The 23,722-nt window shown below is 76.3% G+C and carries 25 protein-coding genes and 1 tRNA gene; 15 read left to right on the top strand and 11 right to left on the bottom strand.

From position 1 onward, the window contains the following. Nucleotides 1-19: 19 nt before the first annotated feature. Nucleotides 20-877: a glycosyltransferase gene (locus LPA42_RS07955; RefSeq protein WP_228986451.1), complete on the bottom strand. Its 858-nt coding sequence runs from the start codon at nt 875-877 to the stop codon at nt 20-22. A 147-nt stretch (nt 878-1,024) separates the two neighbouring features. Here LPA42_RS07955 and LPA42_RS07950 point away from each other — a divergent pair, with 147 nt between their 5' ends. From LPA42_RS07950 to LPA42_RS07930, 5 genes are all read left to right on the top strand, one after another. Further along, nucleotides 1,025-2,512 (top strand): hypothetical protein, encoded by a 1,488-nt coding sequence (locus LPA42_RS07950; RefSeq protein ID WP_158229384.1) that lies wholly within the window; start codon nt 1,025-1,027, stop codon nt 2,510-2,512. After that, complete coding sequence (locus tag LPA42_RS07945) at nt 2,478-3,338, top strand: glycosyltransferase (RefSeq protein WP_158229385.1); 861 nt, start codon at nt 2,478-2,480, stop codon at nt 3,336-3,338. The genes LPA42_RS07950 and LPA42_RS07945 overlap by 35 nt, the downstream gene beginning before the upstream one ends. A 91-nt stretch (nt 3,339-3,429) precedes the next feature. Continuing rightward, the gene (locus tag LPA42_RS07940; protein WP_228986450.1) at nt 3,430-4,830 is read left to right on the top strand and encodes a lipopolysaccharide biosynthesis protein; all 1,401 of its coding nucleotides are present in this window, start codon (nt 3,430-3,432) and stop codon (nt 4,828-4,830) included. Beyond that, nucleotides 4,820-5,989, top strand: a complete 1,170-nt coding sequence (locus LPA42_RS07935; RefSeq protein WP_144082568.1) for a polysaccharide pyruvyl transferase family protein — start codon at nt 4,820-4,822, stop codon at nt 5,987-5,989. The genes LPA42_RS07940 and LPA42_RS07935 overlap by 11 nt, the downstream gene beginning before the upstream one ends. Beyond that, a complete protein-coding gene (locus LPA42_RS07930) occupies nt 5,982-7,217 on the top strand; it encodes an endo-1,4-beta-xylanase (protein WP_198956473.1) in 1,236 nt (411 codons plus the stop codon). The genes LPA42_RS07935 and LPA42_RS07930 overlap by 8 nt, the downstream gene beginning before the upstream one ends. A gap of 28 nt (nt 7,218-7,245) precedes the next feature. Here LPA42_RS07930 and LPA42_RS07925 read toward each other — a convergent pair whose 3' ends face one another. Continuing rightward, nucleotides 7,246-8,043: a DUF4253 domain-containing protein gene (locus LPA42_RS07925; RefSeq protein WP_077936504.1), complete on the bottom strand. Its 798-nt coding sequence runs from the start codon at nt 8,041-8,043 to the stop codon at nt 7,246-7,248. Between the two features lie 63 nt (nt 8,044-8,106). After that, nucleotides 8,107-9,174 (bottom strand): LCP family protein, encoded by a 1,068-nt coding sequence (locus LPA42_RS07920; RefSeq protein WP_077936505.1) that lies wholly within the window; start codon nt 9,172-9,174, stop codon nt 8,107-8,109. A gap of 115 nt (nt 9,175-9,289) precedes the next feature. On the opposite strand from LPA42_RS07920, the gene LPA42_RS34380 reads away from it, so the two are divergent. Together LPA42_RS34380 and LPA42_RS07910 are read left to right on the top strand one after the other, a co-directional pair. Next, nucleotides 9,290-10,123, top strand: a complete 834-nt coding sequence (locus LPA42_RS34380; protein ID WP_077936506.1) for a class I SAM-dependent methyltransferase — start codon at nt 9,290-9,292, stop codon at nt 10,121-10,123. A gap of 69 nt (nt 10,124-10,192) precedes the next feature. Further along, nucleotides 10,193-11,257, top strand: a complete 1,065-nt coding sequence (locus LPA42_RS07910; RefSeq protein WP_228986449.1) for an expansin EXLX1 family cellulose-binding protein — start codon at nt 10,193-10,195, stop codon at nt 11,255-11,257. Nucleotides 11,258-11,360: 103 nt separating this feature from the next. On the opposite strand, the gene LPA42_RS07905 is transcribed toward LPA42_RS07910, so the two are convergent. The 4 genes from LPA42_RS07905 to bcp form a co-directional block, all read right to left on the bottom strand. Next, nucleotides 11,361-11,912 (bottom strand): GNAT family N-acetyltransferase, encoded by a 552-nt coding sequence (locus LPA42_RS07905; RefSeq protein WP_077936508.1) that lies wholly within the window; start codon nt 11,910-11,912, stop codon nt 11,361-11,363. Nucleotides 11,913-12,074: 162 nt separating this feature from the next. After that, nucleotides 12,075-12,162 (bottom strand) — tRNA-Leu (locus LPA42_RS07900). A gap of 80 nt (nt 12,163-12,242) precedes the next feature. Further along, the gene (locus tag LPA42_RS07895; RefSeq protein WP_077936509.1) at nt 12,243-12,824 is read right to left on the bottom strand and encodes a pyridoxamine 5'-phosphate oxidase family protein; all 582 of its coding nucleotides are present in this window, start codon (nt 12,822-12,824) and stop codon (nt 12,243-12,245) included. A gap of 237 nt (nt 12,825-13,061) precedes the next feature. Next, on the bottom strand, nt 13,062-13,538 hold the full coding sequence (gene bcp, locus LPA42_RS07890) for a thioredoxin-dependent thiol peroxidase (RefSeq protein ID WP_043962198.1): 477 nt from the start codon (nt 13,536-13,538) through the stop codon (nt 13,062-13,064). A 335-nt stretch (nt 13,539-13,873) separates the two neighbouring features. Between bcp and LPA42_RS07885 the strand changes: the two genes are divergently transcribed. From LPA42_RS07885 to LPA42_RS07870, 4 genes are read left to right on the top strand one after another with little or no spacing between them, the layout of a single operon-like run. After that, nucleotides 13,874-14,593, top strand: coding sequence for an energy-coupling factor ABC transporter permease (locus LPA42_RS07885; protein ID WP_077936510.1), 720 nt, complete (start codon nt 13,874-13,876; stop codon nt 14,591-14,593). Further along, entirely contained in the window at nt 14,590-15,054 is a 465-nt protein-coding gene (locus LPA42_RS07880) for a PDGLE domain-containing protein (RefSeq protein ID WP_077936511.1), read from the top strand. Before LPA42_RS07885 ends, LPA42_RS07880 begins: the two co-directional genes overlap by 4 nt. 11 nt (nt 15,055-15,065) lie before the next feature. Further along, the gene (gene cbiQ, locus LPA42_RS07875) at nt 15,066-15,836 is read left to right on the top strand and encodes a cobalt ECF transporter T component CbiQ (protein WP_043962201.1); all 771 of its coding nucleotides are present in this window, start codon (nt 15,066-15,068) and stop codon (nt 15,834-15,836) included. Continuing rightward, complete coding sequence (locus tag LPA42_RS07870; protein WP_077936512.1) at nt 15,833-16,591, top strand: energy-coupling factor ABC transporter ATP-binding protein; 759 nt, start codon at nt 15,833-15,835, stop codon at nt 16,589-16,591. Before cbiQ ends, LPA42_RS07870 begins: the two co-directional genes overlap by 4 nt. On the opposite strand, the gene LPA42_RS07865 is transcribed toward LPA42_RS07870, so the two are convergent. From LPA42_RS07865 to LPA42_RS07850, 4 genes are all read right to left on the bottom strand, one after another. Next, complete coding sequence (locus tag LPA42_RS07865) at nt 16,581-17,732, bottom strand: hypothetical protein (RefSeq protein WP_228986448.1); 1,152 nt, start codon at nt 17,730-17,732, stop codon at nt 16,581-16,583. The genes LPA42_RS07870 and LPA42_RS07865 overlap by 11 nt on opposite strands. After that, nucleotides 17,729-18,445 (bottom strand): thioredoxin domain-containing protein, encoded by a 717-nt coding sequence (locus tag LPA42_RS07860; protein WP_077936516.1) that lies wholly within the window; start codon nt 18,443-18,445, stop codon nt 17,729-17,731. The genes LPA42_RS07865 and LPA42_RS07860 overlap by 4 nt, the downstream gene beginning before the upstream one ends. Then, nucleotides 18,438-18,959, bottom strand: coding sequence for a MauE/DoxX family redox-associated membrane protein (locus tag LPA42_RS07855; RefSeq protein ID WP_077936517.1), 522 nt, complete (start codon nt 18,957-18,959; stop codon nt 18,438-18,440). The genes LPA42_RS07860 and LPA42_RS07855 overlap by 8 nt, the downstream gene beginning before the upstream one ends. 68 nt (nt 18,960-19,027) lie before the next feature. Next, entirely contained in the window at nt 19,028-19,531 is a 504-nt protein-coding gene (locus LPA42_RS07850) for a sigma-70 family RNA polymerase sigma factor (protein ID WP_091274766.1), read from the bottom strand. Between the two features lie 219 nt (nt 19,532-19,750). Between LPA42_RS07850 and LPA42_RS07845 the strand changes: the two genes are divergently transcribed. The 4 genes from LPA42_RS07845 to LPA42_RS07830 all read left to right on the top strand — a co-directional run bounded on the left by LPA42_RS07845 (nt 19,751) and on the right by LPA42_RS07830 (nt 23,597). Beyond that, nucleotides 19,751-20,410 (top strand): zf-HC2 domain-containing protein, encoded by a 660-nt coding sequence (locus LPA42_RS07845; protein ID WP_077936519.1) that lies wholly within the window; start codon nt 19,751-19,753, stop codon nt 20,408-20,410. Then, nucleotides 20,407-22,068 carry a copper resistance CopC/CopD family protein gene (locus LPA42_RS07840; RefSeq protein WP_077936522.1) on the top strand — a complete coding sequence of 554 codons (1,662 nt, stop codon included), beginning with the start codon at nt 20,407-20,409 and terminating at the stop codon, nt 22,066-22,068. Before LPA42_RS07845 ends, LPA42_RS07840 begins: the two co-directional genes overlap by 4 nt. A gap of 14 nt (nt 22,069-22,082) precedes the next feature. Beyond that, complete coding sequence (locus LPA42_RS07835; RefSeq protein WP_077936520.1) at nt 22,083-22,811, top strand: YcnI family protein; 729 nt, start codon at nt 22,083-22,085, stop codon at nt 22,809-22,811. A gap of 156 nt (nt 22,812-22,967) precedes the next feature. Continuing rightward, nucleotides 22,968-23,597: a hypothetical protein gene (locus LPA42_RS07830; protein ID WP_228986447.1), complete on the top strand. Its 630-nt coding sequence runs from the start codon at nt 22,968-22,970 to the stop codon at nt 23,595-23,597. Nucleotides 23,598-23,722 lie beyond the last annotated feature (125 nt).

The raw sequence follows: 23,722 nt of genomic DNA, 5'->3' as shown, positions 1-23,722 counted from the left end.
TGCCGTCGCGCCGGGGCGGTCAGCGGGTCGAGGCGTCCCGGCCCCACGCGCCGCGCGGGTGACGGCGGGCGCGCAGCGCGGCGGCGAGCGTGACGGCCACGTAGACCACCGCGGCCGGCGCGAGCCAGGGGCGGGGCAGCACCACGTCGCGCAGCCAGGACGACGGGACCGACGGCCGGATCCCGGCATGCGAGGCGCGCAGCATGGCGTTGCCGGCCCGCACCCGGGCCAGCGTGCGGACCAGGTCCCGCAGCGTCCGGGGGGTCTGCACGAGCGACGCCACCGACGACACCTCGCGCTTCTCGGCCGAGGCGAACCGGGAGTCCAGGAAGAGGTCGTCGGCGATCTCGGCCGGGAACCGGTCGAAGCGCTCCCGTCCCGCCGCCGACACGCCCAGCACGCCCCGGCCGAACAGTGCGTCCGCGAAGATCGGCAACCGGGTGTTGATCGCGTAGTAGGCGCGCACCAGCAGCGGCCGGCCGGTGGTGACCATCTCCCGGCGGGGCGTCACGGCCAGCGGCGGGTCCACCGGGGCGGTCAGCGCGGCGGCCATCGCCGGCAGCGCGCCGGGGCCGAGGACCACGTCGGCGTCCAGATAGAACCGGGGGAAGCCGCGCACCACCGCGTCCCCGGCGTTCAGCGCGTGCGCCTTGCCCGCCTCGGCCAGCTCCACCACGCGTACGCCGGGCCGCGCGGCGGCCACCCGCGCCGTGTCGTCGGTGCAGCCGTTGGCCACCACGACGACGTCCAGCTCGACGCCGGCGTCGGTGTCCGCGTCGGCGAGCAGCGCGTCCAGGCAGCCGCCGATGACGTTCGCCTCGTCGTGGGCGGCGATCACCACACCGATCGGGCCGGGGCGGGGTGGGGGGCTCGACACGGCTGACCAGCTTGCCGGACGGGACACCGCGCCGCAAGGCGGGGTCGCGCCGCCCGCGCGCCCCGCCGGGCGGCCGTGGGGTCAGCGGGCGGGGCCCCCGCGTTGGTATCGTCCTGGTGTTTTGCTCCTTACCGACGGTTGGACAAGGTGGACAGTCCCGCGCCGCTCACCGCCCCCGGCACCCGGCTCGGGGGCGGCGCTCCGGAGCGGCTCGACCGGGCCGCCGGCCACCTCGCCACCGCCGCGCTGGCGCTGATCGCGGTCAAGCCCCTGCTCGACATCGGCGAGCGGGACGCGGGCGGCGGCGTCGACCTGGGCGTCCTGCTCAGCGCCGTCGGGGCGGGCTGCATGCTGGCGGCCCTCACGGCGGCGGTCCTCGCGGCCCGCCGGCTGCCGCCGCGCCCCGTGCAGGCGATGCTGCTCGCCCTCGCCCTGCTGCTGGTCGTCTCCGGATTCAGCTACCTGGCGGCCGGGCCGCGCGCCGACCTGCTGGCCCTGTTCGACATCCGTCGCTACCCCATCTACGGCCCGCGGCTCGACCCCGCCACGGCGATCCCCGCCGAGGCGGTGCGCCTGCTGGTCAGCTTCGCCCCGGTGGCGCTGATCGGGATGGCGCTGATGCGCCCGGCCCGGTTCCCCGTCCGCCGCCTGGCCGTGGTGGCGGCCGTCGTGCTGGCCGGCGCGGTCGTCCACTGCGCGCTGGCCTGGCTCCAGGTCGCCGGCGTCGTGCCCTACTCGTTCTACTTCGAGCTGCCGGGCCAGAAGATCGGCCGGGCGTCGGGGGGCTACTACCACCCGATGTCGCTCGGGCGGCTGCTGATGTTCTCGGTCTTCCTCTGCTATGTGCTCGGCGACCGGCTGCGCCTGCTCGGCGACCGGCTGCGCCTGACCCCGCTGGGCCGGTACGCGCTGGTCGGCCTCTTCGTGGCCACCGGCGCGGTGTCGCTGCACCGGCTCACCATCGGCTGCCTGCTGGTGATCGTGGCCGCCTTCGAGGCGCGGCGGCTGGGGGCCCTGCGGGCCACGCTGCGCACCCGCGTCGGCCGGCGGCGGGTCGTGGCCGTGGCCGCCGGCCTGGTCGCGGCCGGCGGGGTCGCCGTCGCGCTCGCGGGCGACGCCGTCCGGGAGCGGGCCGGGGTGGCGCTGACGGAGGTCGGCTCGCTGGACGTGCGCTCCGACACGTTCATGCACGGCCGGGGTGCCATCTGGAACGACGTCGCCCGCGTCCTGCACCGGTCCACGCCGGACGTCTGGCTCTTCGGGTTCGGCTACGAGCCGTGGGACATGCACAACGACCTGCTGCGCGTCCTCGTCGTCTGGGGCGTCGTCGGCCTCGTCGCGGTCGTCGGGACCGTCGCCGGCCTCTACGTCGTCGTCCGGCGGCGGTGCGCCGATCCGGCGCAGCGCTGGGCGCTCGGCGTGCTCTACGCGGTCTTCGTGCTCTTCGGGCTCACGCAGAAGCCGATGGCGTACCCGTACTTCATGTGGCTGTTCCTCTTCGGGCAGCTGGTGATCCTGTCGCTGGGCGGCGCGATGGGCGCGTCGTCGGGCGACGACACGGTCACGGCCGATGTCGAACGGGGGGAGGAGGGGCGGCTCGATGAGGCATCCACTGCCGGCGTCCGTCCAGGGTGAGCGGGACGCGGACGGGGCACCGCACGCGGGCGACGACGCGGCCGTGGTGCCGACGTTCTCGGTCTGCATCGTGGTCCGCGACCGCGCCGAACTGCTGGTCGACGCCGTGCGCAGCGTGCTCGCCAACCATCACCGCGACTTCGAGCTGGTCGTCGTCGACGACGGCTCGGCCGTCCCGGTCACCCGGGTCCTGGCGGAGGCGGGCGTGTCCGCCGACCGGCGGGTCCGGGTGCTCAGCCTGCCGCCGAGCGGCATCGCCCGGGCCCGCAACGTCGCCCTGCGCGCCGCGACCGGCCGGTACATCACGGTGCTGGACTCCGACGACGAGCTCTCCGCCGACGCGCTGGGCCGGCTGCACGACCTGCTCACCGCCACCGGCGGCGGCTGGGTCTACGTCGACTACCACGAGGTGCGCGGCGACGCCTCCCGGCGCATCCGGCTGCCCGAATACACTTCGGCGCGCACCATGCTGCTGGGCGTGCTGACCCGCCCCCGGCTGCCGTTCAAGCACTCCGGCACCACCATCGACCGGCGGGTGCTGGAGCAGATCGGGGGGTACGACGAGAGCTTCCGCCTCTTCGAGGACGTGGAGCTGATGCTGCGGGCGCTGCGCGCCGGCGTGCACCCCCGGCACCTGCCCCACCCGGTGGTCCGGTTCCGCCGGCACGACGGCAACATCACCCGGGGCCGCCTCGGCGGGCTGGTCTTCTGGTTCCGGCTGATCGACATGTACCGCCCGTCGCGGGCACCCGGCGTGGCGCTGGGCATCAAGGCGCTGCGCACCCTCAGCGAGACGGGCAAGTGGCTTGTCAGCCTCGGCCGTTGACGCCGGGCGCGGCGGCGAACCGCGGCGCGGGCGGGAGCCGGACCCCGGCCCCGGGCCGTACCCGAAGCCCGGGCGCGGGCGGGCGGCCACCATGCTGGCCCAGGTCGGCCTGCTGGGGCTGAGCCAGGCCGGCGTCACCGTCGCCGCGTTCGGCAGCCAGGTGCTGCTCGCCCGCACGCTCACCCGGGAGGACTTCGGCTCGTTCACCGCCGTGCTGGCCGTGGTGTCGTTGACCGCTCCGGTGGCCGTCTTCGGCGTGTCCGAGCTGTGGTTGCAGGTGTTCGGGCAGGAGGGCGCGCGGGCGTACCGCTGGGTGGGGCCGTCGCTGCGGCTGGCCGGCGCGGCCTGCGCGGTGCTGCTGCTCGGCGTGCTGGCCTGGAGCGCCGCCGAGCTGCCCGACACCACGGCGGCGGGGGTGCGGGCCCTGCTCGCCACCGTCGTGGTGGCCCAGGCGGCGCTCGCCCTGGCCGGTTCGGTGCGGCAGCTGCGCGGCGACTACCGGGGGCTGTCCGCGCTCCAGCTGGCCCCCCACCTGGGCCGGGTGCTGGTCACCGGCGCGGTCTGGGCGGCCGGGCTGTCGGTCGTCGCCGCGGCGGCCGGGTACGCGGTCGTCGCCGTGGCGACGGTCGCCGCCTGCCTGCTGGCCTCCCGCGAGTTCCGGCGCGGCGCGATGCCGCTGGAGGGCCACCCGGCCCCCGCCGCCCGCGCCGCCCGCGCCACCGCCCCCGCCGCCCCCGCCGCCGCCCCCGCCGCCCGAGCCGCCGTCCCCGCCGTCCCCGCCGCCCCGGCGGACGTCGACACCGGCCCCCGGCCGCGCGAGCTGCTGGGGGCGGCCACCCCGTACGTGCTCGGCAACGTCTGCTACCTGCTCGGCATCCACTTCGGCACGGTGCTCGCCGCCGAGCTGCTCGGCGGGGCGGAGGCGGCCCTGCTCGCCGTGCCGATGGCCGTGCTCACCGCCGTCTACCTGGTGCCCCGGGTCGTCTACCAGCAGTACCTGCTGGGCAAGCTGCACCGCTGGGCCGGCTCGGACGCCGAGGCGGTGCTGCTGGCGTACCGCTGGGGCAGCGCCGGGATGGTCGCGCTCGGCGCGGTCGTCGCGGCGGCGGTGGCGCTCGGCGGCCTGGTGGCCCTGCCGCTGGTGTTCGGCCCGGCATACCGCGACGCCGCGCCGGTGCTGGCGGTGCTGGCGCTGGCGGTGCCGTTCCGGTTCGGCGGTGCCGCCGTGGCCGCGCTGCTGACCAGCGGCGGGCTGCTGCGCCGCAAGGTGGTGTACCAGGCCGTGGGCGCCGTGGTGCTGCTTGCGGCGCTGGCGGTGGCCGTCCCGGCGTGGGGCGTGCGCGGTGCCGCCGGGGCGACCGTGCTGGCGGAGGCGGTACTCTGCTGCCTGCTCTGGGTCGCCGCCCGGCGGGGCGTCGTGGGCGACGCCCCGCTGCCCACCTGGCGCGACCTGCGCAGGCGCCTGAGCAGGGAGGCTCCCCGTGCGTCCTGAACCGGCACCCACCCGTCCCGCGCCGGCCGCCGTGGCCCGCCGGCCCCTGGTCGTCGGCTACTACGGCATGGAGAACGTCGGCGACAACGCGTTCTGTGTCGTCATGGACTGGGCGACGCGGGTCTACTGGGGAGCCGAGGAGCCCGTCTTCGCCGCACCACCCATGGTGGACCTGCCGCCGGAGCGCACCGGCATGGACCCGCGCTGGTACCGCTCGCGCGGCACCGCCGACCGGGCCGGCTGGGTGCTCAACAAGGCCGCCCTGCTGCGCCGCTCCACCATGCTGGTCTTCGGCGGCGGCTCGGTGTTCCGCGAGATGGGGCCGCTGAGCGAGAAGAAGGTCTTCTCGCTGTTCTCCGGGGTGTCCGGGCACCCGATGGCCGCCGTCGGGGTCTCCGTCGGCCCGTTCGTCTCCGCCGCCTCCGAGCGCCGGTTGCTGCGCGTCCTGCGCCGGGTCGCCTTCATCGGCGTACGCGACATCGCCTCCGCCGAGGTCCTCGAACGGGCCGGCTACCCGGGCGTGCTGGTGCCCGCCGGTGACCTCGCCGGCCTGCTGCCCGAGGCGCTCGGCGAGCCGGTCCCGCCGCGCCGGCCGCGCCCCACCGGCCGGGCCCGCCTCGGCGTGACCCTGCTCGGCGTCGACCACGAGGCCGCCGACGCCGACGTGCGTCGCCGCGAGGACGCCCTGGTCGAGGGGGTACGCGCGCTGGTGCGCGCCGAGCCCGTCGACGTCACCGTGTTCGTGTTCAACACCCACCCGCTGCACGGCGACGAGCGGGTCAGCGAGCGGCTGCGGGCCGCCGTCGCGGGGCGCTGCGACGTGCGGGTCGTCACCGCCCGCGACGGCGTGCGGGCCTGCTGGGACGAGATGAAACGCTGCGACCTCGGGCTGCACATGCGGCTGCACGGGGCCGTCTTCGCCTACCTGGCGGGGGTACCGTTCACCCTCGTGCCGTACCAGCAGAAGTGCGACGACTTCCTCGACGAGATCGGGCAGCCGGCGGCGCTGCGCACGCCCCGGGTGCCCGGCGACGCGGCGGCGGTGGCCCGCACGCTGACCGGCCTGCTCACCACCGAGGAGGTGCCGGAGCTGCCCCGCGCGATCTACGCCGAGCGCGCCCGGCGCAACTTCACAGCCGCCCCATGGGCCCGTGGGTGACGGCGGCCGGATCCTCGATCGGGCGTCGCTGCCCCACCCTGACGACGCCGCCGCCGGGGCCGTGGCCGGCGCGCCCACCCGACCCCGGCCGGTTCCGGCGGTGACCCGGCCGCGCCCGCTCACCGCCGCCGGCCTGCTGGTGGCGGCGGCGCTGGTCGTCGCCACCGTGCTGCTCGCCGGCATGGCCGCCGTCGGCACCGGCCGCGCCGGGGACCCGGGCGGGGCCGGGGCCGCCCGGTCCGCCCCGGCCTACACCCCGTCGGCGGCCGGCACGCTGCGCGGCCTCGCCCCGGCCGGGACGCTGATCGGCACGGCCGTCGACCCGAGGGGCCTCAACCTCGACCCCGCCTACCCGGGGGTCCTCGCCGCCGAGTTCAACGCGGTCACCGCCGAGAACGCGATGAAGTGGCGCAACCTGGAGCCCTCGCCCGGCGTGTACGCGTGGGCCGGCGGCGACCAGATCGTCGACCTGGCCCACCGCAACGGCCAGGCCGTCTACGGCCACACCCTGGTCTGGCACAACGACGTGCCGGACTGGGTGTCCCCGGACTGGCCGGCGCAGCGGCTGCGGGAGGTGCTGCGCCGGCACGTGACCGCCGTCGTCGCGCACTACCGGGGCCGGGTGTGGGCCTGGGACGTGGTCAACGAGGTGCTCGCCGAGGACGGCTCCCTGCGCGACACCCTCTGGCTGCGCAAGCTCGGCCCCGGCTACGTCGCCGACGCGTTCCGCTGGGCCCGGCAGGCCGACCCCGACGCCAGGCTGTTCGTCAACGAGTACGGCACCGAGGGGCGGACCGCGAAGGCCGACGCGCTGCTGGACCTGGTGCGGCGGCTGCGCGCCGACGGCGTACCGGTCGACGGGGTGGGCTTCCAGGGGCACCTGGACGCCGAGCGTCCGCCCGAGGACGTCCGGGGCAACCTGCGCCGCTTCGCCGCGCTGGGCGTGCGCGTCGCCGTCACCGAGCTGGACGTGCGGGTGCGGCTCCCCGCGACGGCGGAGGGGCTGCGCCGCCAGGCCGCCGTGTACCGGGAGGTGCTGCGCGCCTGCCTGGACGTGGCCGCCTGCGCGTCGGTCACCGTGTGGGGCTTCACCGACGCCCGCAGCTGGATCCCCGGCTATCACCGCGGCTTCGGCGCGGCCTGCCTCTTCGACGCCGACTTCCGGCCGAAGCCGGCCCACGCGGCGCTGCTCGACGAGCTGGTGGCCCGGCGGCGCACCGGCGGCTGACGCCGCGCGGAACGTGGGCCGCCGACGGTCAGTCCCACCAGAACGACCAGCTCTGCATGCCCCGGATCTCCTGCGCGTACGCCGCCAGCGAGCCGCTGCCCTGCCGGACGTTGTCGGGGCAGAAGGCGAGGTGCTCGGCGGCGACGCGCAGGGCGTGCTCGGGCGTGGTGGGCGGGGCGGCCACGCTGAGGTGGAGGGTGTCGAAGCCGACCCCGATCACCAGCGCGCCGAAGCGCTCCGCCCAGCTGCGCAGCACCGCCGTGAGCTGGCCACCGGAGTCGAGGTGGTGCACCGGCCCCGTCCAGCCGGTGGCGGCCGGCGCGTCCGCGCCGCCGGCGGCCGGCACCAGCCCCAGCCGGGTCTCCCCGAGGTATTCGGTGTCGCTGAGCAGGAAGTCCACCAGGTCGTCGGCGACGTCGCCGACCGGTTCCTTCGACTCGCCGGGCGCGGCCAGGCCGGGCCAGCGCCGGCCGAACGGGGCGGTGGCCTCGGCCAGCTCGGGGTCGTCGTCCTCGGACACGCAGCCGTCCCACCAGTGCGCCAGCAGCTCCGCCGGGTCGTGCCCGCCCCGTGGCGGCCGGCGGGCCGGGGCCACCTCCCCGTCGACCCAGGGGCGGTGCGGCTGGCCGCCCAGGCCGCTCAGCAGCAGCGGCCACAGCCCCGTGCCGGGGTGGTTGCGCCGGAACTGCGCCCACAGCGCGGGCTCGGCCGGTGCGTCGCTCAGCCAGTAGCGCGGCGGCCCGCCCGCCTGCGGCGTGATCAGGCGGCCGGGGGGCAGCTTTCCGGCGGGCAGCGCGGCCAGCAGCCGGGGCAGGTCGTCGGGCATGGGCGGCAGCCTACGGACCGGGTCCGACGTTCCCCGACCGCCCAGCCCGGGCTCTTGGCGGCGTCACGAGCCGGCGGCGACGATCTCCTTGACGGCGTCGCGGCGGACGGCGTCGTAGAGGGTGCGCGCCCGGCGGTCGTCGGCGAAGACGACGCTCTCGCTGCCGACGGTGCCCGTGCCCCGGCTGGGCGAGGTGAAGAAGAACAGGTTGCCGCCGCGCAACCCGCGCAGCTGGGTCGCCATGTCCAGCAGCGACATGCCCCGGTCGACGGAGACCGAATCCGACGTGGCCCGCACGAACGCGTTGAGCCGGCTGGGGTTGGCGAGGATGCCGCCGGACGCGGCCCGGTCGAGGATCGCCTTGATGACCTGCTGCTGGTGCCGGATCCGGGCGAAGTCGCCGTCGGCGAACTGCTTGCGCTGCCGGGCGTAGTCCAGCGCCGTCTCGCCGTCCATGAGCTGCGGCCCCTGCCGGAAGGTGCGGAACGGCGGGTGGATGGAGGTGAACGTCTTCTCCGAGGTGATCTCGACCCCGCCGAGGGCGTCGATGATCTCCCGGAACCCCGCGAAGTCGACAAGCACCACGTGGTCGATGCGGACGCCGGTGAACTGCTCCACCGTCCGCACCATCAGCGGCACCCCGCCCCAGGCGTACGCGGCGTTGATCTTCGCCTCCCGGCCGCCGTGCCGCCCGTCGGCCGAGCGGGGGACCGGGACCCAGGTGTCCCGGGGGATCGAGATCAGCTCCGCGCTCGACCGGTCCTTCGGCAGGTGCGCCACGATGATCGTGTCGGTGCGCGACCCCTGGGTGCCGTCCGGGTCCCGCGAGTCGCTGCCCAGGACCATGATGTTCAGCGCGCCCCGGGCCACCGCCGCCGGCCGCTCCTGCTCCGGCACCTCGGCGAACGCGTCGACCCGGTCGACGCCCCGCTCCACCGACCGCAGCCACAGCGCCCCGGCGACCGTGCCACCCGCGCCCAGCAGCACCACGGCGAGCAGCGCGACCAGCGCGATCCGCCCCCACCGGCGGCGCTTCGGGCGCGCCCCGGCACCCTCCGGCGTGGACGCTGCGGCGGGCGGGTCGGGCGGGCCGCCCGGGGTCGGTGCGGCCACCTGCTCGGGACGGGACATGGCGGCGATGCTATCGACGCGCCGCGCCCCGCACGTGCCCGTACCGGCCGGTCCGGGGCCGGGCGAGGGTGAAGTTCGCCACCCGTTGTTTCCCCGGACCTGGTACAACCCTCCCGTGGACGCAACGAAGCTCCGGCGGGCCGTCGCCCGCACCCGGCTCGCCCCGGTCGCCGCCTTCCCCAGGCGGCTCGCCCGGGTGGCCCGGTACGACGCCAAGGTGCTGCGCGCCTCCGCCCGCTGGCTGGTCACCTCCCGGGAGCACCACAACTACACGTACGAGCTGACCACGTTGAGCCGGCACCACCTGTCCTGGTTCGTCAGCGTCGTCTGCGACGTGCCGGTGGGCCGGGTGCGCGGCTGGTTCGCCGAGATCGAGGGCGACGACGAGCTGCGCCGGCACATCGAGCGGGCCACTGCGGAGGCGTCCCGCCGGGGCCTGGCCGACCGCCAGGTCCGCTACGCCCGCCGGATCGGCTGGTACGCGATGGTCCGCGCCGCCCGCCCCACCCACGTCGTGGAGACCGGCGTCGACAAGGGGCTGGGCAGCTGCGTGCTGGCGGCGGCCCTGCTGCGCAACGCCGCCGAGGGCCACCCCGGCCGGGTCACCTCGCTGGACATCAACCCCGAGGCCGGCTACCTGGCCCGCACCGCACCCTGGTCCGAGGTCGTCGACCTGGTGGTCGGGGACTCCGTCGCCTCGATCGGCGCGCTCGACCGGCCCGTCGACCTCTTCCTGCACGACAGCGACCACAGCCGCGCCCACGAGAAGCGCGAGTTCGACGCCGTCGAGCCGAAGCTGGCCCCCGGCGCGCTGCTGCTCACCGACAACGTCACCGCCACCAACGTCCTCGCCGAGCACGCCGAACGCACCGGCCGGCGGTTCCTCGCGTACCGGGAGACCCCGGCCCGGCACTGGTATCCGGGCGACGGCATCGGGGCCGCCTGGTGACGCCCGGCGTCTTAGCTTTGGCTTAGCCGGCTTGTCCCCGACGCCGGGGGTCCGGCAGCATCGACCGGCGTGACCGACGGAAGCGCGCCCACGGACGCCCCCCAGCCCGCCGGCGGACCCGGCCGCCGCCGCGCCCCGCGTCCCGGCCGGTCCCGCTGGCTCGCCGCCGGTGGGGTGGCCGTCCTCGCCGGCGTCCTCGGCCTGACCCTCGCCCTGCGCGCCGGCGCCACCCCGGCCTGCGCCGCCCCGCCCGCCGCCGTCCCGCTCGGTGTCGCCGCCCCGCCCGCCGCCGTCCCGCTCGGTGTCGCCGCGCCGGTCGCCGCCGCGCCGCCGGTCGGTGGGACCGTCCACAAGGGCAAGGCCACCTTCTACGACTCCAAGGGCGCCGGCGGCAACTGCTCCTACCCGAGCGCCCCGGCGAACCGGCTCTACGTGGCGCTCGGCCCGTCGGAGTACGCCGCCGGCGCGGCCTGCGGGGGCCACCTCGACGTGACGGGCCCGAAGGGCACGGTCCGCGTCCTCGTCATGGACCAGTGCCCCGAGTGCGCACCCGGTCACCTGGACCTCTCGCGCGAGGCGTTCGCGCGGATCGCCGACCCGGTGCAGGGCATCGTCTCCGTCAGCTACCGCGCGGTGGTCGACCCGCCGCTGCCCGGCCCGCTCACGTTCCGGATCAAGGAGGGCGCCTCGCGGTACTGGTTCGCCGTGCTGGTCGCCGACCACGGCAACCCGCTGCGCGCCGTGGAGGTGCGCCAGGGCGAATCGGGCGGGTGGCGGGCCGCCGCCCGGCAGGACTACAACTACTGGCTGGTCGAGTCCGGCGTCGGCCCCGGCCCGTACTCGATCCGGGTCACCGACGTCTACGGCCACCGCGTCACGGCAGGTGGCGTCCGGCTGACGCCCGGGCAGGTCCAGCGCGGCACGGTCAGGATGTACGGCGGCGGCGCGTCGGCCGGCGGCGGTCGACCGGCTGCCCGCTCGGCGTCGCCCCGGCCCAGCGCCTCGCCGACGCCCCGCGCGACGTCCCCGCGCCCGTCGCCGTCGGCCGCCCCGGCCTCATCCAGCCCGTCGGCCCCGGACGCGCCCGTCGTGCCGCTCGCCGCCGAAGCGCCCGCCACCGGCTGCCGCAACTGACCCGGAGTCTCGTCGGCGTCCCCACCTGGCCGGGCGGGGATGTTGGCTGGCTCCGCTCCCCGACACGCCGACGCGATTGCACCGCAACCGGCCATTGATCGGACTACCGCGACGCCTTCCCAGGATCGGGGCTGCCGGCGGTGAGGTCGAGCCACATCAGGATCTCGTCGCGGTCGTCGCCCGGGGCGACCCGCAGCGCGCCCGGCAGCCGGCCCACCTCCCGGTACCCGAGCCGCGTGTAGAACCGCTCCAGCCCCAGCCCGCCCCGCACGGTCACGTGCAGCGCCTCCCGGCCCAGCTTCCGGCCGAGCCGTTCCGCCTCCCGCATCAGCGCCGACCCGTACCCCCGGCCCTGCGTGCCCGGGTGCACCATCACCCGCTTCAGCACGCACCAGTGGGCCTTGAGGTCGAACCGGTTGTCGGCGAAGACCAGCACGGCCTGCGGCCGGTCGCCGTCGAAGCCGACGAGCAGCCGGTCCGAGCCGTCGACGATGCCGGCGAACGCCGCCTCGGCGACGGGCCGGACGTCGGCCGCGGTGACCGGCGGCACGAAGCCGACCGCGCCGCCGGCGTTGGTGACGTCCACCCACAGGGCGACGATCTGTGCGCGCAGCTCGGCGGTGAGGTCGGGGTCGAGGACGAAACGCAGGCTCACGTCGCCATCCTGGCCCCGCCGCCACCCGCCGGCCGCACGATCGTGACACGCACAACAGCCGCACCAGGTGCCGGACGGGTTGCTGGGGTCGGCGGGTCGCGACGGAGCCGGCCGGAGCATCGACCGACCCGTCGACCGCGATGACGCGCGTGATGGAACCCGTGGTGCGGGAGAGGGGACTCGAACCCCCACGTCCTCACGGACACAGGAACCTAAATCCTGCGTGTCTACCCAATTCCACCACTCCCGCCTGCCCGAGGAGTCTAGAGGGTTCGGCGTCCCTCGTGTTAGCACCGTCCGGCAGGCGGACCGCCCGGATCCCGGCCGGACTCAGGTGACCGGGACCGGCGCGCCGCCGCTGCCGCCGTGCGCCGGGTCGTGGGCGGGCGCGTTGATCTCGACCGGCGGCGGGAACCGGGTCACGAAGTCGCACAGCGTGACGTGGGTCGGCTTGATGGTGATCACCGCCATGTCGGTCGTGTGCGCGCGTTTCTGCTGCTCCCAGCCCGGGGCCAGGCTCTTGTCCGCGAACATCCGCCAGGACGCCTTGACGTGCACGTCCGGGACCCCGGGGTGGACCTCGATGGACGCCGTGCCGCGCACCAGCATGACGACGGGCGTGTAGTCGGAGACGGTCGGGCCGAGCTGCGCCGCGACCTTCCGCCGCACCTCCGCCGAGTACGTGTCGACGCTGAAGGAGACCTGCGGATGCGCCGCGATCGCCCGCACCTTGTACGCGGTCGTCGGGCTGGCGAACTGGAACGCCTCGCCGTTCCACAGGTACGCGACCGGCACCGTGCGCGGGTGACCGTCCAGGCCCACGTAGCCGAGCCGCATCGCGACCGGCGACTCCAGCAAGATCTGGGCCACCGGATCGGTGTTCACCAGGTGCACGATTTCGGCGTAGTCCACAGCTGCCCCTTCCCCGCGCGGATGCCGGCAGCCGTCTTCGTCCCGGTGCCCGTGTGCGGCGGGCCCGCGATCCCCGGCGTGACCGGCCGTAGTCTGATCGCTACCAGGAAAGTATCGACGGCGGGTGGTGCCCCGGCCATCTCGCTGCTTGCCGTTGTGACCCGGCGTGCGGCGCGGGGTGTGGGGGTGTCGGGCCTCCGGCGCGGGCGTCGCCCGGTCGCCCGGCCGCTCAGTCGCTCAGTCGAGGCCGAGGTCGCGGCGCAGCTTGGCGACGTGGCCGGTGGCCTTGACGTTGTAGAGCGCCCGCTCGATCTTGCCGTCGGGGTCGATGACGAAGGTGGACCGGATCACCCCGGTCACCGTGCGCCCGTAGGACTGCTTCTCGCCGTACGCGCCGTAGGCGGTGAGCACCGCCCGGTCGGTGTCGGCGACCAGCGGGAAGGTGATGGCGTCCCGCTCGCGGAACTTCGCCAGCTTCTCCGGCTTGTCCGGCGAGATGCCGACCACCTCGTAGCCAGCGGACCGGAGCGAGGCGAGCGAGTCGCGGAAGTCGCACGCCTGCTTGGTGCAGCCGGGAGTCATCGCGGCGGGGTAGGCGTACAGGATCACCGTCCGGCCGCGCAGGTCGGCCAGGGAGAGGGTCTCGCCGGTGTCGGTCGGCAGGCTGAACTCGGGCGCGGGGTCACCGGGGCTGAGGCGGGCTGGCGCGGTCATGGCCGAACCCTACCGCCGCCCCGGGCTGCCGGTCCGACGCCGCCCCGGGCTGCCGGTCCGACGCCGCCCGCCATGTCGCCGACATCGCGGGATCCCGGGGGCGGTGATGGCCCCATGTCGCCGACATGGCGGGCGGGGCACGCGCGGCGGTCCGGGCGGGGCGCGCGCGGCGGTCCGGGCGGCCCCGCGCGGCGGTCCCGGCCCCGCGCGGCGGTCCCCGGCTCGGCGGTGATCAGCGCCTCGACGCTGTTGCCAGGGATTGGCAACAGCTCATCCGTGGAAATAGGCTGGGCCGAGCCGGCGTGGACGCTCCCGCCGGGCCTCCGGGAGGTCGAGTGGAAACCCTGGCGATGCACATCTCCAACGGCATCGTGAACGGCCCGGTCGCCGCCGTCTTCGCCGCGTTCGCCCTGGCCGTGCTGACCCTCTGCGTGCTGCGCGGCCGGCGCGACCTCGACGACCGGCTCGCCCCGATGGCCGGGCTCGTCGCCGCGTTCATCTTCGCCGTCCAGATGCTCAACTTCCCGATCTTCACCGCCGGGGTGAGCGGCCACCTGCTCGGCGGCGCGCTCGCCGCGCTGCTGGTCGGCCCGTGGGTCGGCGCGCTCTGCGTGGCGGTCGTGCTGGTCGTGCAGGCGCTGGTCTTCGGCGACGGCGGGGTGGCGATGCTCGGCCTGAACGTCACCAACATGGCGGTCCTCGGCACCGCGGCGGCGTACCTGCTGATCGCCCTGCTGCTGCGGGTGCTGCCGCGCACCCCGACCGGCCTCGCCGTGACGGCCTTCGTCTCGGCGCTGGTCAGCGTCGTGGTCGCGTCCCAGGGCTTCGTGCTCCAGTACTGGCTGGGCGGCACCACCGACCTGGGCGGCAACCTCGCCGGCCTGGCCGGCACGATGGCCGGCGTCCACCTGCTGATCGGCATCGGCGAGGGCCTGATCACCGCGACCACGGTGGTCACCGTCGCCAAGGTCCGCCCCGATCTGGTGTACGCGCTGCGCGCCCTCAGGCCGGCCGCGCCGGCTCCCGTCGTCCCGGTCGCCGGAGGTGCCCGATGAGCAAGCGTCCCTGGGGTTTCGTCGTCGGCGGGCTGCTGGTCGCCCTGCTGCTGGCGGGCGTGGTGAGCAACTACGCCTCCTCGCACCCCGACGGGCTGGACTCGTCGCTGCTCAAGGGCTGCACGGTCGACGCCGAGGGGGAGATCACGGGCGGCAGCTGCCCCGCCCAGCAGGAACGCGACCACGAGCTGGCCGACAGCCCGCTGGCCGACTACGGCGTCCGCGGCCTCGACAACGACTTCCTCTCCACCGGCCTGTCCGGGGTGCTCGGCGTGCTGCTCACCTTCGCCGTGGGCGGCGGCGTCTTCTGGCTGCTGCGCCGCCGCGGCCCGCAGCCACCGACGGCCGACGCGCAGTCGACGACCGCCGGCCCGCAGTCGCCGACGGCCGACGTGCAGTCGACGACCGCCGACCCGCAGCCGCCGGCCGGCGACGCGTCGCGCGTCGCGCGGTCCCGGTAGGCGGCCCGTCGATGGGGGCCGGTCACGCGCACGTGCTCTACCGGGAGGCGACCTCCCCGGTGCACCGCCTGCCGCCGGAGGTGAAGATCGCCGCGATGGTGCTGTTCACCCTCGCCGTGGTGGCCACCCCGCGCACGGCGTTCTGGGCGTTCGGCGGGTACGCCCTGCTGGTCGCCGCCGTGGCCGCGCTGGCCCGGGTCGGGCCGGGCTGGCTGCTCAGCCGCGCGGCGATCGAGCTGCCGTTCGTGCTCTTCGCGGTCGCGCTGCCGTTCCTCGGTGCGGGCGAGCGGGTCGAGGTGGCCGGGCTGGCCCTGTCCGTCGACGGGCTGCTCGGCGGCTGGAACATCGTCGCGAAGGGCACGCTGGGGGTGCTCGCGTCGCTCCTGCTGGCCGCGACCACGACGACGCGGGACCTGATCGTCGGCCTGGACCGGCTGCGCTGCCCGCAGATCGTCACCCAGATCGCCACGTTCATGCTCCGCTACCTGGACGTGCTGGTCGGCGAGGCCCGCCGGATGCGGGTGGCCCGGGTCTCCCGGGGCGACGACCCGCGCTTCCTGTGGCAGTTGCGCGGCTTCGCCGCCGGGGTCGGCGCGCTGTTCCTGCGCGCGTTCGAGCGTGGCGAGCGGGTCTACCTGGCGATGCTGTCGCGCGGCTACTCCGGCCGGATGCCGGCGGTGTGGCAGGGCGCGGGCGCGGCGAGCGCGGGGCAGTGGCTGGTCGGGGCGACGGTGCCGCTGGTCGCGGCCGGGATCGCCGCGACCGCCGTCGCCCTGACATGATCGGTGGCGTGCAGAACCCGGCTCCCCCCTCCCTGGACGTGCGCGGCGTCCGGTACGCGTACCCGGACGGGCACGTCGCCCTGCACGGGGTCGACCTGACCGTGGCGCGCGGCGGACGGGTGGCGCTGCTCGGGCCCAACGGCGCGGGCAAGACGACGCTGGTGCTGCACCTCAACGGCATCCTCACCGCCGCCGAGGGCTCGGTGAGCGTCGGCGGGCTGACGGTGAGCCGCGACCGGGACACCCTCGCGGAGATCCGCCGCCGGGTCGGGATCGTCTTCCAGGACCCGGACGACCAGCTCTTCCTGCCCACGGTCGCCGAGGACGTGGCGTTCGGCCCGGCCAACCTGGGCCTGCGCGGGGCCGAGCTGGCCGCCCGGGTCGACGAGGCCCTCGCGGCGGTGGGGATGGGCGAGCACCGGGACCGGGCCCCGCACCACCTGTCGTTCGGGCAGCGCCGCCGGGTGGCGGTGGCCACCGTGCTGGCCATGCACCCGGAGATCCTGGTGCTGGACGAGCCGTCGTCCAACCTCGACCCGGCGGCCCGCCGGGAGCTGGCCGAGATCCTGCGCGGCCTGCCGGTGACCCTGCTGATGGTCACGCACGACCTGCCGTACGCGCTGGAGCTGTGCGACCGGTCGGTGATCCTCGACGGCGGGCGCATCGTCGCCGACGCCGACACCCGGGAGCTGCTGGCCGACCGGGAGCTGCTGGCGGCGCACCGCCTGGAGCTGCCCTACGGCTTCACCCCCTGACCGGCTCCGTCACGCCGGGGGCGGGGCGGGGGCTCCCCGGGTGGGCGGCGGCGCGGAGGCGGAGCAGGCCGGCCGCCGTGGCGCCGGCCCCCGTGGCCAGGATCACCACGAGCAGGGTGCGGGCCAGCCCGCCGGGCCAGGGGAGCGGGGGGACCGAGCGGGCGAGGACGGCGACGTTGGTGACCCCGGCGAACAGGGCGAGGCACCCCCCGGCCAGCGCGAGGGCGAAGTCGGCGGCGGGGCGGCGGGCCAGCGCGTACCCGCCCGCCGCGAGCGCGCCGAGGCCGGTGAGCAGCGCCCAGATCTGCCCGCCGAGCAGGCCCAGCAGCACGCCGCCGACGCCCGTGGCGCCCGCGTCCAGCTCCCGGCCCACGGTGAACACGATCGCGGCGACCCCGCCCGCGGCCAGCGCCGCGCCGGCGCCGGCGAGCGCCCGCGCCCCGAGCGGGGTGCCGGCCGCCAGCAGCCCGGCGGAGCCGACCAGCAGGAAGCCGAGCGTGGCCGCCACCCACCAGGGGTACGCGTCGGGCGGCGGCACCCAGTCGAGGGTGCCCCGGATCTCCACCGGCTCGGCGCCGTCGCGCAGCGGCACCACCCAGTCCCGCACCCGCTGCTCACGGGTCGGGTCGGCGCGCACCACCGCCGGCGGGGCCGGTTCCTGCCAGCGGGCCCGCCGGTCGTGCCAACGGGCCGTCGGCCCGTCGCCGACGCGCCGCCAGTCCGGGGCGGCGGCCGGGTCCGCCTGGGCGGGCAGGGCCGTGTCCCCGGCGAGGGTCCGGTTGAGGTACGTCGCCGGGGAGCGGCTGTTCTCGTACACCCCGTCCGGCCCGACGCGCAGGTACGGCTCGCCGGTGTAGCCGATCACCTCGATCGGCCGCCCGGTGCGGTTGACCAGCTCCAGCCGTGCCCCGCCCTCCACGACGCGGGCGGTCAGCCCGGGCCGGTCCGGCGCGACGCCGGTCACCTCGGCCCGGTAGTCCGTGCCGTCGGGCGACTCCCCGCCGTGCGCGGCGGCCGGCGTCGCCGTGGCGAGGACGGCGGCCAGCCCGGCGAGCACGCCGGCCAGCCGGGCGACGACGGCCGGCCCGGCCACGCCGGCGCGGCGGCCCAGCCCGGCGCGGCGGGGCGGGGCGGGGGTCACTTGCTGGCCGCCGCCACCGCCGCCGTGAGGCCCGCGGGCGACCGGTCGGCGACCTCCGCGCCGTTGACCTTGACGGTGGGCGTGCCGGTGACGCCGGCCCGGCTCGCGTCGTCGGTGACGTGCTCGGTCCACGCCTTGTACGTCCCGTCGGAGACGCAGGAGGCGAAGTCGTCCCGGTTCAGCCCGACGCCCGCGCCGATGTCGACCAGCTCGTCGTCGCTCAGCCCCGCGCCGCCCTCGGGCGGCTGCTTGGCGAACAGCGCTTTCGCGTACTCCTGGAACTTGCCGCCCTTCGCGGCGCAGCCGGAGGCGGCGGAGGACCGGGTGGAGTATTCGGTGGTGGAGAACCGGTTGAGGTAGGCCACGGGGTGGAACACCACCCGCGCCTTGCCCTCGCTGACGAGCTGGTCGATCGTCGCGCCGCTGGTCTGCTGGAACTGGTTGCAGGCGGGGCAGAGGAAGTCCTCGTACAGGTCGATGGTGACCGGGCCCGTCCCGTACGCGATGCCGGTGCCGGCCTCGGTCGCGCCCGGCGGGGCGGTGAAGGTGTCGGAGCGCTGGCTGGACCAGACGGCCCAGCCGATCCCGCCGGCGATGACCAGCACGGCGACCGCCACCAGCGACGTCCAGAGGGTGCGCTTGCGCCGGCGCTCCCGGGCGAGCTGCTCGCGGACCACCCGGGCGGCGTCCTTCTGCCCCTTGCGACTACTCATCATCGTCCTCCACCGGTGGGCCCGCGAGCCAGCCGTCGACGGAGACGGGGGTGCGGGGCCAGATCAGCAGGAACCCGGCCAGGGCCAGGAATCCCAGGTCCCGGAGGATCTCCGGGAGGTAGCTCGGTGCCTGCCCGGCGGCGAGCTGCCCGCCGCTGCCGAAGCAGCCGCAGTCGATGGCCAGGCCGCGCGACCAGGCCGAGGCGATGCCGGCGACGAAGACGACCAGCAGGGCCGCCGAGATCCCGGCGGCCAGGCGGGTGGCCAGGCCGAACAGCAGCAGCGCCCCGAGGGCCAGCTCGACGAAGGGCAGCGCCGCGCCGATCACGGTCGCGACGTCGTACGGCATGACCTGGTACGCGTTGACGGCACGCCCGGAGGCGGCCAGGTCGCCGACCTTGGCCCCGCCGGCGATCAGCCAGACGGCGGCCAGGCCGAGCCGGGCGGCGACGCCGAGCCAGGGCCGGACGGCGGCCCAACGGGCGGCCCCGGTGTGCGATGTGGTCACGGTCATTGGTCGTCCCGGGCCCGGCGGAGGTTCCCCGTCGCGCAGGAGTTCCCGGTCACGGCCGGCGTTTCCGGTCATCCGGCCAGGGCGTCGCCGGCCGCCTCGACCAGGTCGTGGCGGGCCCGGGCCACGCGGGAGCGGATGGTGCCGACCGGCACCCCCTCCACGGCGGCGGCCTCGGCGTACGACAGGCCGAGCAGTTGGGTGAGCACGAACGCCCCCCGCCGCTCGGCGGGCAGCCGGCGCACCAGGTCGGCCGCGCCGAGCTGCCCGGCGGGGTCCGGGTGCGGCAGGTCGGTGTGGGCGTGGCTGGCCAGCCGTTCGGCGAGCCGGCGGCGGCGGACCACGACGCGCAGGTGGTCGGCGCAGGCGCGGCGGGCGATGCCGAGCAGCCAGGTGCGGGCGCTGGACCGCCCCGCGAAGGCGGGCAGCGCCCGGAACGCCCGCAGGTAGGTCTCCTGGGTGAGATCGTCGGCGGTGTCGGGGTCGACCAGCGCGGCGGCGAACCGCCACACCTCGGCCTGGGTGGCCCGGACGAACGCCGCCTGGGCGGCCGGGTCGCCGTCGCGGGCGGCCAACGCCCAGCCGGTCGCCGGGTCGGGCTCGCGTGCGGTCGCCGGGTCGGGGGCACGACTGCGGGCCGGGTCGGTGGGACCGTCGGCGGCGGGCTCGCGCGGCGCGGGGATCACGTCAGACCACGGTACGCGGCGTGCCGGCGGTGGGCAGGGTCCTTCGACCCTTCCGATGACGTGGCACACTCCGGGAACTTTTCCGGTGCGCCGCCCGACCACCCTCCTATGACTTGCGACGACGTCCGCGTGGCACTGTCGGCGCGGCTCGACGGCGAGGACCCACAGGCGTCGCCGGCGGCGCTGGACGCACACACCGGCTCCTGCCCCGACTGCCGGTCCTGGCTGGCCAGCGCCGAGCAGGTGACCCGGCTCACCCGGCTGCGCCCGGTGCGGGTGCCCGACCTCACCGCGTCCGTGCTGGCGGCGGTCGCCGCCGAGCGGGCCACGGCACGGGCTGCCGCCGCCGCGACCGTGCGCGCCCGACGCCAGCTCCTGCGGGTGGCCGTGGCGGTGGCCGCGGTCGCCCAGCTCGCCGTGGCGCTGCCCGTCCTGGTCGGCGGCTTCGGGGTGGGCGCGGACGCGCACACCGGCCGCGAGATGGCCTCGTTCGACGTGGCGCTCGCGGTGGGCTTCGCCCTCGCGGCGTGGCGGCCGGAGCGGGCCCGGGCCTTCCTGCCGGTGGCCCTGGTGCTGGCGCTCTGCCTGGCGGCCACCAGCGCGCTGGACATCGCCAACTCGACCACCGCCCTGGTGCACGAGGCCGGACACCTGGCGGCCGTCGTGCAGGCGGGCCTGCTGTGGGCCCTGGGGCGCGCCGGCGGCGAGCCGAACCGCCCGCTGGGGCTCGCCGATCGGCCGGTTCATCGGCGAGCATGGCCGGCATGACTGCTGCCACTCTCCGGCCCCCCCGCCGGCTCGCGCGCCTCGGCGCGCTCGCCGGCCTGCTCGTCACCGTCGTCGCCCTGCTGCTGGCCCCCGCCACCCCCGCGAGCGCCCACGCCGTGCTGGTGAGCAGCAGCCCGGCCGCCTCCGCCGTGGTGCCGAGCGCGCCGTCCGAGGTGGTGCTGACGTTCAGCGAGCCGGTGCGCAAGGTGGCCGGGAAGATCCGGGTGATCGCCCCGGACGGGGCGCGGGCCGACCGGGGCGAGCCGTCGTTCTCCGACACGGTGGTGACCATCCCGGTGGACCCGTCGGCGGGGCGCGGGACGTACCTGATCAGCTACCGGGTGATCTCGGCGGACAACCACCCGATTTCCGGCGCGTTCACCTGGTCGGTGGGCGCGCCGTCGACCCCGCCGACGGACAGCGGGTCGGACACCCGTGCCGACCCGGTGGTGGAGACCGGCGTCAAGGTCGCCAAATACCTGGGCTACGCCGGTCTGCTCCTGCTGGTCGGCCCCGCGCTGGTGCTCGGCGCGCTGTGGCCGCGCCGGCTCGACCGCCGTGGCCCGGCCCGGCTCGCCTGGGTGGGGCTCGGCGTGCTGGCGTTCGCCACGCTGGCCGAGCTGTGGCTCCAGGTGCCCTACACCGCCGGCGGCGGGCTGTTCGACGTGACCGGCGCGGGCTTCGGCGACGTGCTCGGCGGCACGTACGGCACGACGCACCTGGTCCGGCTCGGCCTGCTCGCGGCGGCGGCGTTCCTGCTCCGCCCGCTCTTCGCCGGGCCGGTGGGGCGCACCGACGCGATCATCCTGGCGGTCCTCGGCGGCGCGGCGCTGTTCACCTGGCCGCTGGCCGGGCACCCGGCGGCCTCGCCCGCACCGGCGGTGTCGGTGGTGGTCGACGCGGTGCACCTGGGCAGCATGGCCGTGTGGCTGGGCGGGCTGGTGATGCTCGGCGGCTTCCTGCTGCGCCTGGCCGACGAGCGGGAGCTGGGCGCGATCCTGCCCGTCTGGTCGCGCTGGGCGGCGCTGTCGGTCGCGGCGCTGCTGCTCGCCGGCACCGTGCAGGCGCTGATCGAGGTGGCCACCCCGTCGGCCCTGGTCGACACCACGTACGGGCGGCTGGTGCTGGCCAAGATCGCGCTGTTCGCGCTGGTGATCGGCGTGGCCGCGTATTCCCGGGCGCTGGTGCGCCGGCGCACCGCCGCGGCCCACCCGGCCCCGGTGCGCCGGGCGGTCTGGGTCGAGCTGGCGATCACGGCCGTGGTGCTCGGCGTGACGGCGACCCTGGTGCAGACCCCGCCGGCCCGCAGCGCCGCCGAGGTGGCCGGTACGCCGGACACCTTCTTCACCACCACGCTGTCCAGCCCGATCTACTCGCTCCAGGTGGAGCTGGACCCGGCCGGGCGGGGCAACAACTCGATGCACCTGTACGCGTACACGTCGGACAACCGGCCGCAGCCGGTGGCCGAGTGGAAGGCGACCGCCGCGCTGCCGTCGGCGGGCATCGAGCCGATCGACATCCCGCTGCTGCCGCTGACCGACAACCACGCGTCCGGGGAGATCAACCTGCCCGCCTCGGGGGAGTGGCAGTTCCGCTTCACCGTCCGCATCTCGGACATCGACCAGGCCACGGTGAGCGCCACCGTGCCGATCCGTTAACGAAAGGTATTCCCATGCTCCGTCACCGGCGTTCCGTAACCGCCGCCGCCCTGGCCCTCGGTGCCGTCGCCGCCGTCGTGCTCGGCGTGGCCGCGCCCGCCTCGGCACACGTCTCGGTCAACCCGAAGGAGGCGACGCAGGGCGGCTACGGCCGGTTCGCGTTCCGGGTGCCGAACGAGGGCGACGAGGCCTCGACGACCAAGGTCGAGGTGGTGCTGCCGGAGAACGCGCCGGTCGGCTCGGTGTCGACGATGCCGGTGCCGGGCTGGACGGTGGCGGTGGAGAAGCGCAAGGTCGACCCGCCGGTGCAGGTGCACGGCAGCGAGGTCACCGAGGCGGTGGCGAAGATCACCTGGACGGCGACCGGGGACGCGGCGGTGAAGCCGGGCCAGTTCCAGGAGTTCCCGGTGTCGATGGGGCCGCTGCCGCAGGTGGACACGATGGTGTTCAAGGCGCTCCAGACCTACTCCGACGGCACGGTGGTGCGCTGGATCGAGGAGCCGACCGCCGGGGCGGAGGAGCCGGAGAACCCGGCCCCGGTGCTCACCCTGACCGCTGCCGCCCCGACGGAGGGTGCCCCGGCCCCGGCGGCGCCCGCGGCGGCGGCGGACGACGATGACGACTCCGAGGGCGGGGCGGGCCTCGCGTTCGGCGTCGCGGGGCTGGTCGCCGGGCTGGCCGGGCTGGTCCTCGGCGGGCTCGCGTTCGCCCGCACCCGGCGGGGCCCGGCCGCGACGAGCTGACCCGGGAGCCCTCGCCCGTCGGCCCGCCGGTCCACCCGGCGGGCCGGCCCGTTTCCGGCCCCCGTCGTACGCCGTTGCTGCTGATATCGGGCCGATTGCGCCTTTTGCGCCGGTAAGGTCGGCCGGGTACTCAGGCCACGGAAGGGAACGACACGGATGCGGATCGCTCGCGCGCTCGCCGGCATGCTGCTGCTCACCATCGGTCTCCCGGCGCTACTGGCCGCGGGTGTGCTCGGCGTCCTGTCCCGGCACTCCGACGCCGCCGGCGGGTTCACCGTGGGATTCGGGGTGGTCGCCCTCCAGGCGCGCGCGAGCGCCGACTGGTTTCCGGCGGCAGCCTGGCTGCTGGGCGTCCTCGGCGTCCTGCTGGTGGCGTCCGCCGCGCTGCTGCTGCGCCCGGCGCGACCGCGCGAGGTGGTCTTCGTGGTCGAGCCCGACCAGGTCCCGGTGCTCGCCGACCGGCTCGGGGTGACCTCGCTCAGCGGGCTGGGCGCGCGCCCCGTGCCGGCCCCGGCCGTCGTCGCCGACCGGCAACTGGTCGCGGTGGGTGCGTCGGCCGAGCGGCCCCGCCCCGCGCTGGGGCCGGCCCCGGCCCGCCGCCCGGTCACCCTCGCCGACCTGACCCCGCCGCCCTTCCCGCCCGGTTCGCCGGCCCGCCCGGCGTCGCCGGCCTGGCCGCCGGCCGCGCCGGAGGCCACCACCCGTCCGGTACGCGTCGAGCCGCGCCGCATCGAGCCCCGCCGTATCCGCCCCGCCGCGCCCGGCGCCCGCCGCCAGCATCCCTGATCGGCACCCGGTGGCCAGCTCCGCCCAGATCTGCCCCCGGGCCGGTGAGAAGGGGACCCCTCTCTACCGAATGCGTTAACAGGGGGCCCCTCCTTGCGCGGCAGGCGAGCGGCCCTCCGTGCTGC

Origin of the sequence: Micromonospora sp. DH13, from assembly GCF_020873825.1 — a bacterium.
Taxonomy (GTDB): Bacteria; Actinomycetota; Actinomycetes; order Mycobacteriales; family Micromonosporaceae; genus Micromonospora; species Micromonospora haikouensis.
This window is presented reverse-complemented; position numbering and strand designations above follow the sequence as displayed.

What these genes read in the sequence shown, in the direction of transcription:
- LPA42_RS07945 (WP_158229385.1), top strand. Translation starts at nt 2,478, where the DNA reads ATGAGGCATCCACTGCCGGCGTCCGTCCAGGGTGAGCGGGACGCGGAC.
- LPA42_RS07940 (WP_228986450.1), top strand. Translation starts at nt 3,430, where the DNA reads ATGCTGGCCCAGGTCGGCCTGCTGGGGCTGAGCCAGGCCGGCGTCACC.
- LPA42_RS07925 (WP_077936504.1), bottom strand. Translation starts at nt 8,043, where the DNA reads ATGCCCGACGACCTGCCCCGGCTGCTGGCCGCGCTGCCCGCCGGAAAG.
- LPA42_RS07920 (WP_077936505.1), bottom strand. Translation starts at nt 9,174, where the DNA reads ATGTCCCGTCCCGAGCAGGTGGCCGCACCGACCCCGGGCGGCCCGCCC.
- bcp (WP_043962198.1), bottom strand. Translation starts at nt 13,538, where the DNA reads ATGACCGCGCCAGCCCGCCTCAGCCCCGGTGACCCCGCGCCCGAGTTC.
- LPA42_RS07880 (WP_077936511.1), top strand. Translation starts at nt 14,590, where the DNA reads ATGAGCAAGCGTCCCTGGGGTTTCGTCGTCGGCGGGCTGCTGGTCGCC.
- cbiQ (WP_043962201.1), top strand. Translation starts at nt 15,066, where the DNA reads ATGGGGGCCGGTCACGCGCACGTGCTCTACCGGGAGGCGACCTCCCCG.
- LPA42_RS07870 (WP_077936512.1), top strand. Translation starts at nt 15,833, where the DNA reads ATGATCGGTGGCGTGCAGAACCCGGCTCCCCCCTCCCTGGACGTGCGC.
- LPA42_RS07860 (WP_077936516.1), bottom strand. Translation starts at nt 18,445, where the DNA reads ATGAGTAGTCGCAAGGGGCAGAAGGACGCCGCCCGGGTGGTCCGCGAG.
- LPA42_RS07855 (WP_077936517.1), bottom strand. Translation starts at nt 18,959, where the DNA reads ATGACCGTGACCACATCGCACACCGGGGCCGCCCGTTGGGCCGCCGTC.
- LPA42_RS07845 (WP_077936519.1), top strand. Translation starts at nt 19,751, where the DNA reads ATGACTTGCGACGACGTCCGCGTGGCACTGTCGGCGCGGCTCGACGGC.
- LPA42_RS07840 (WP_077936522.1), top strand. Translation starts at nt 20,407, where the DNA reads ATGACTGCTGCCACTCTCCGGCCCCCCCGCCGGCTCGCGCGCCTCGGC.
- LPA42_RS07835 (WP_077936520.1), top strand. Translation starts at nt 22,083, where the DNA reads ATGCTCCGTCACCGGCGTTCCGTAACCGCCGCCGCCCTGGCCCTCGGT.
- LPA42_RS07830 (WP_228986447.1), top strand. Translation starts at nt 22,968, where the DNA reads ATGCGGATCGCTCGCGCGCTCGCCGGCATGCTGCTGCTCACCATCGGT.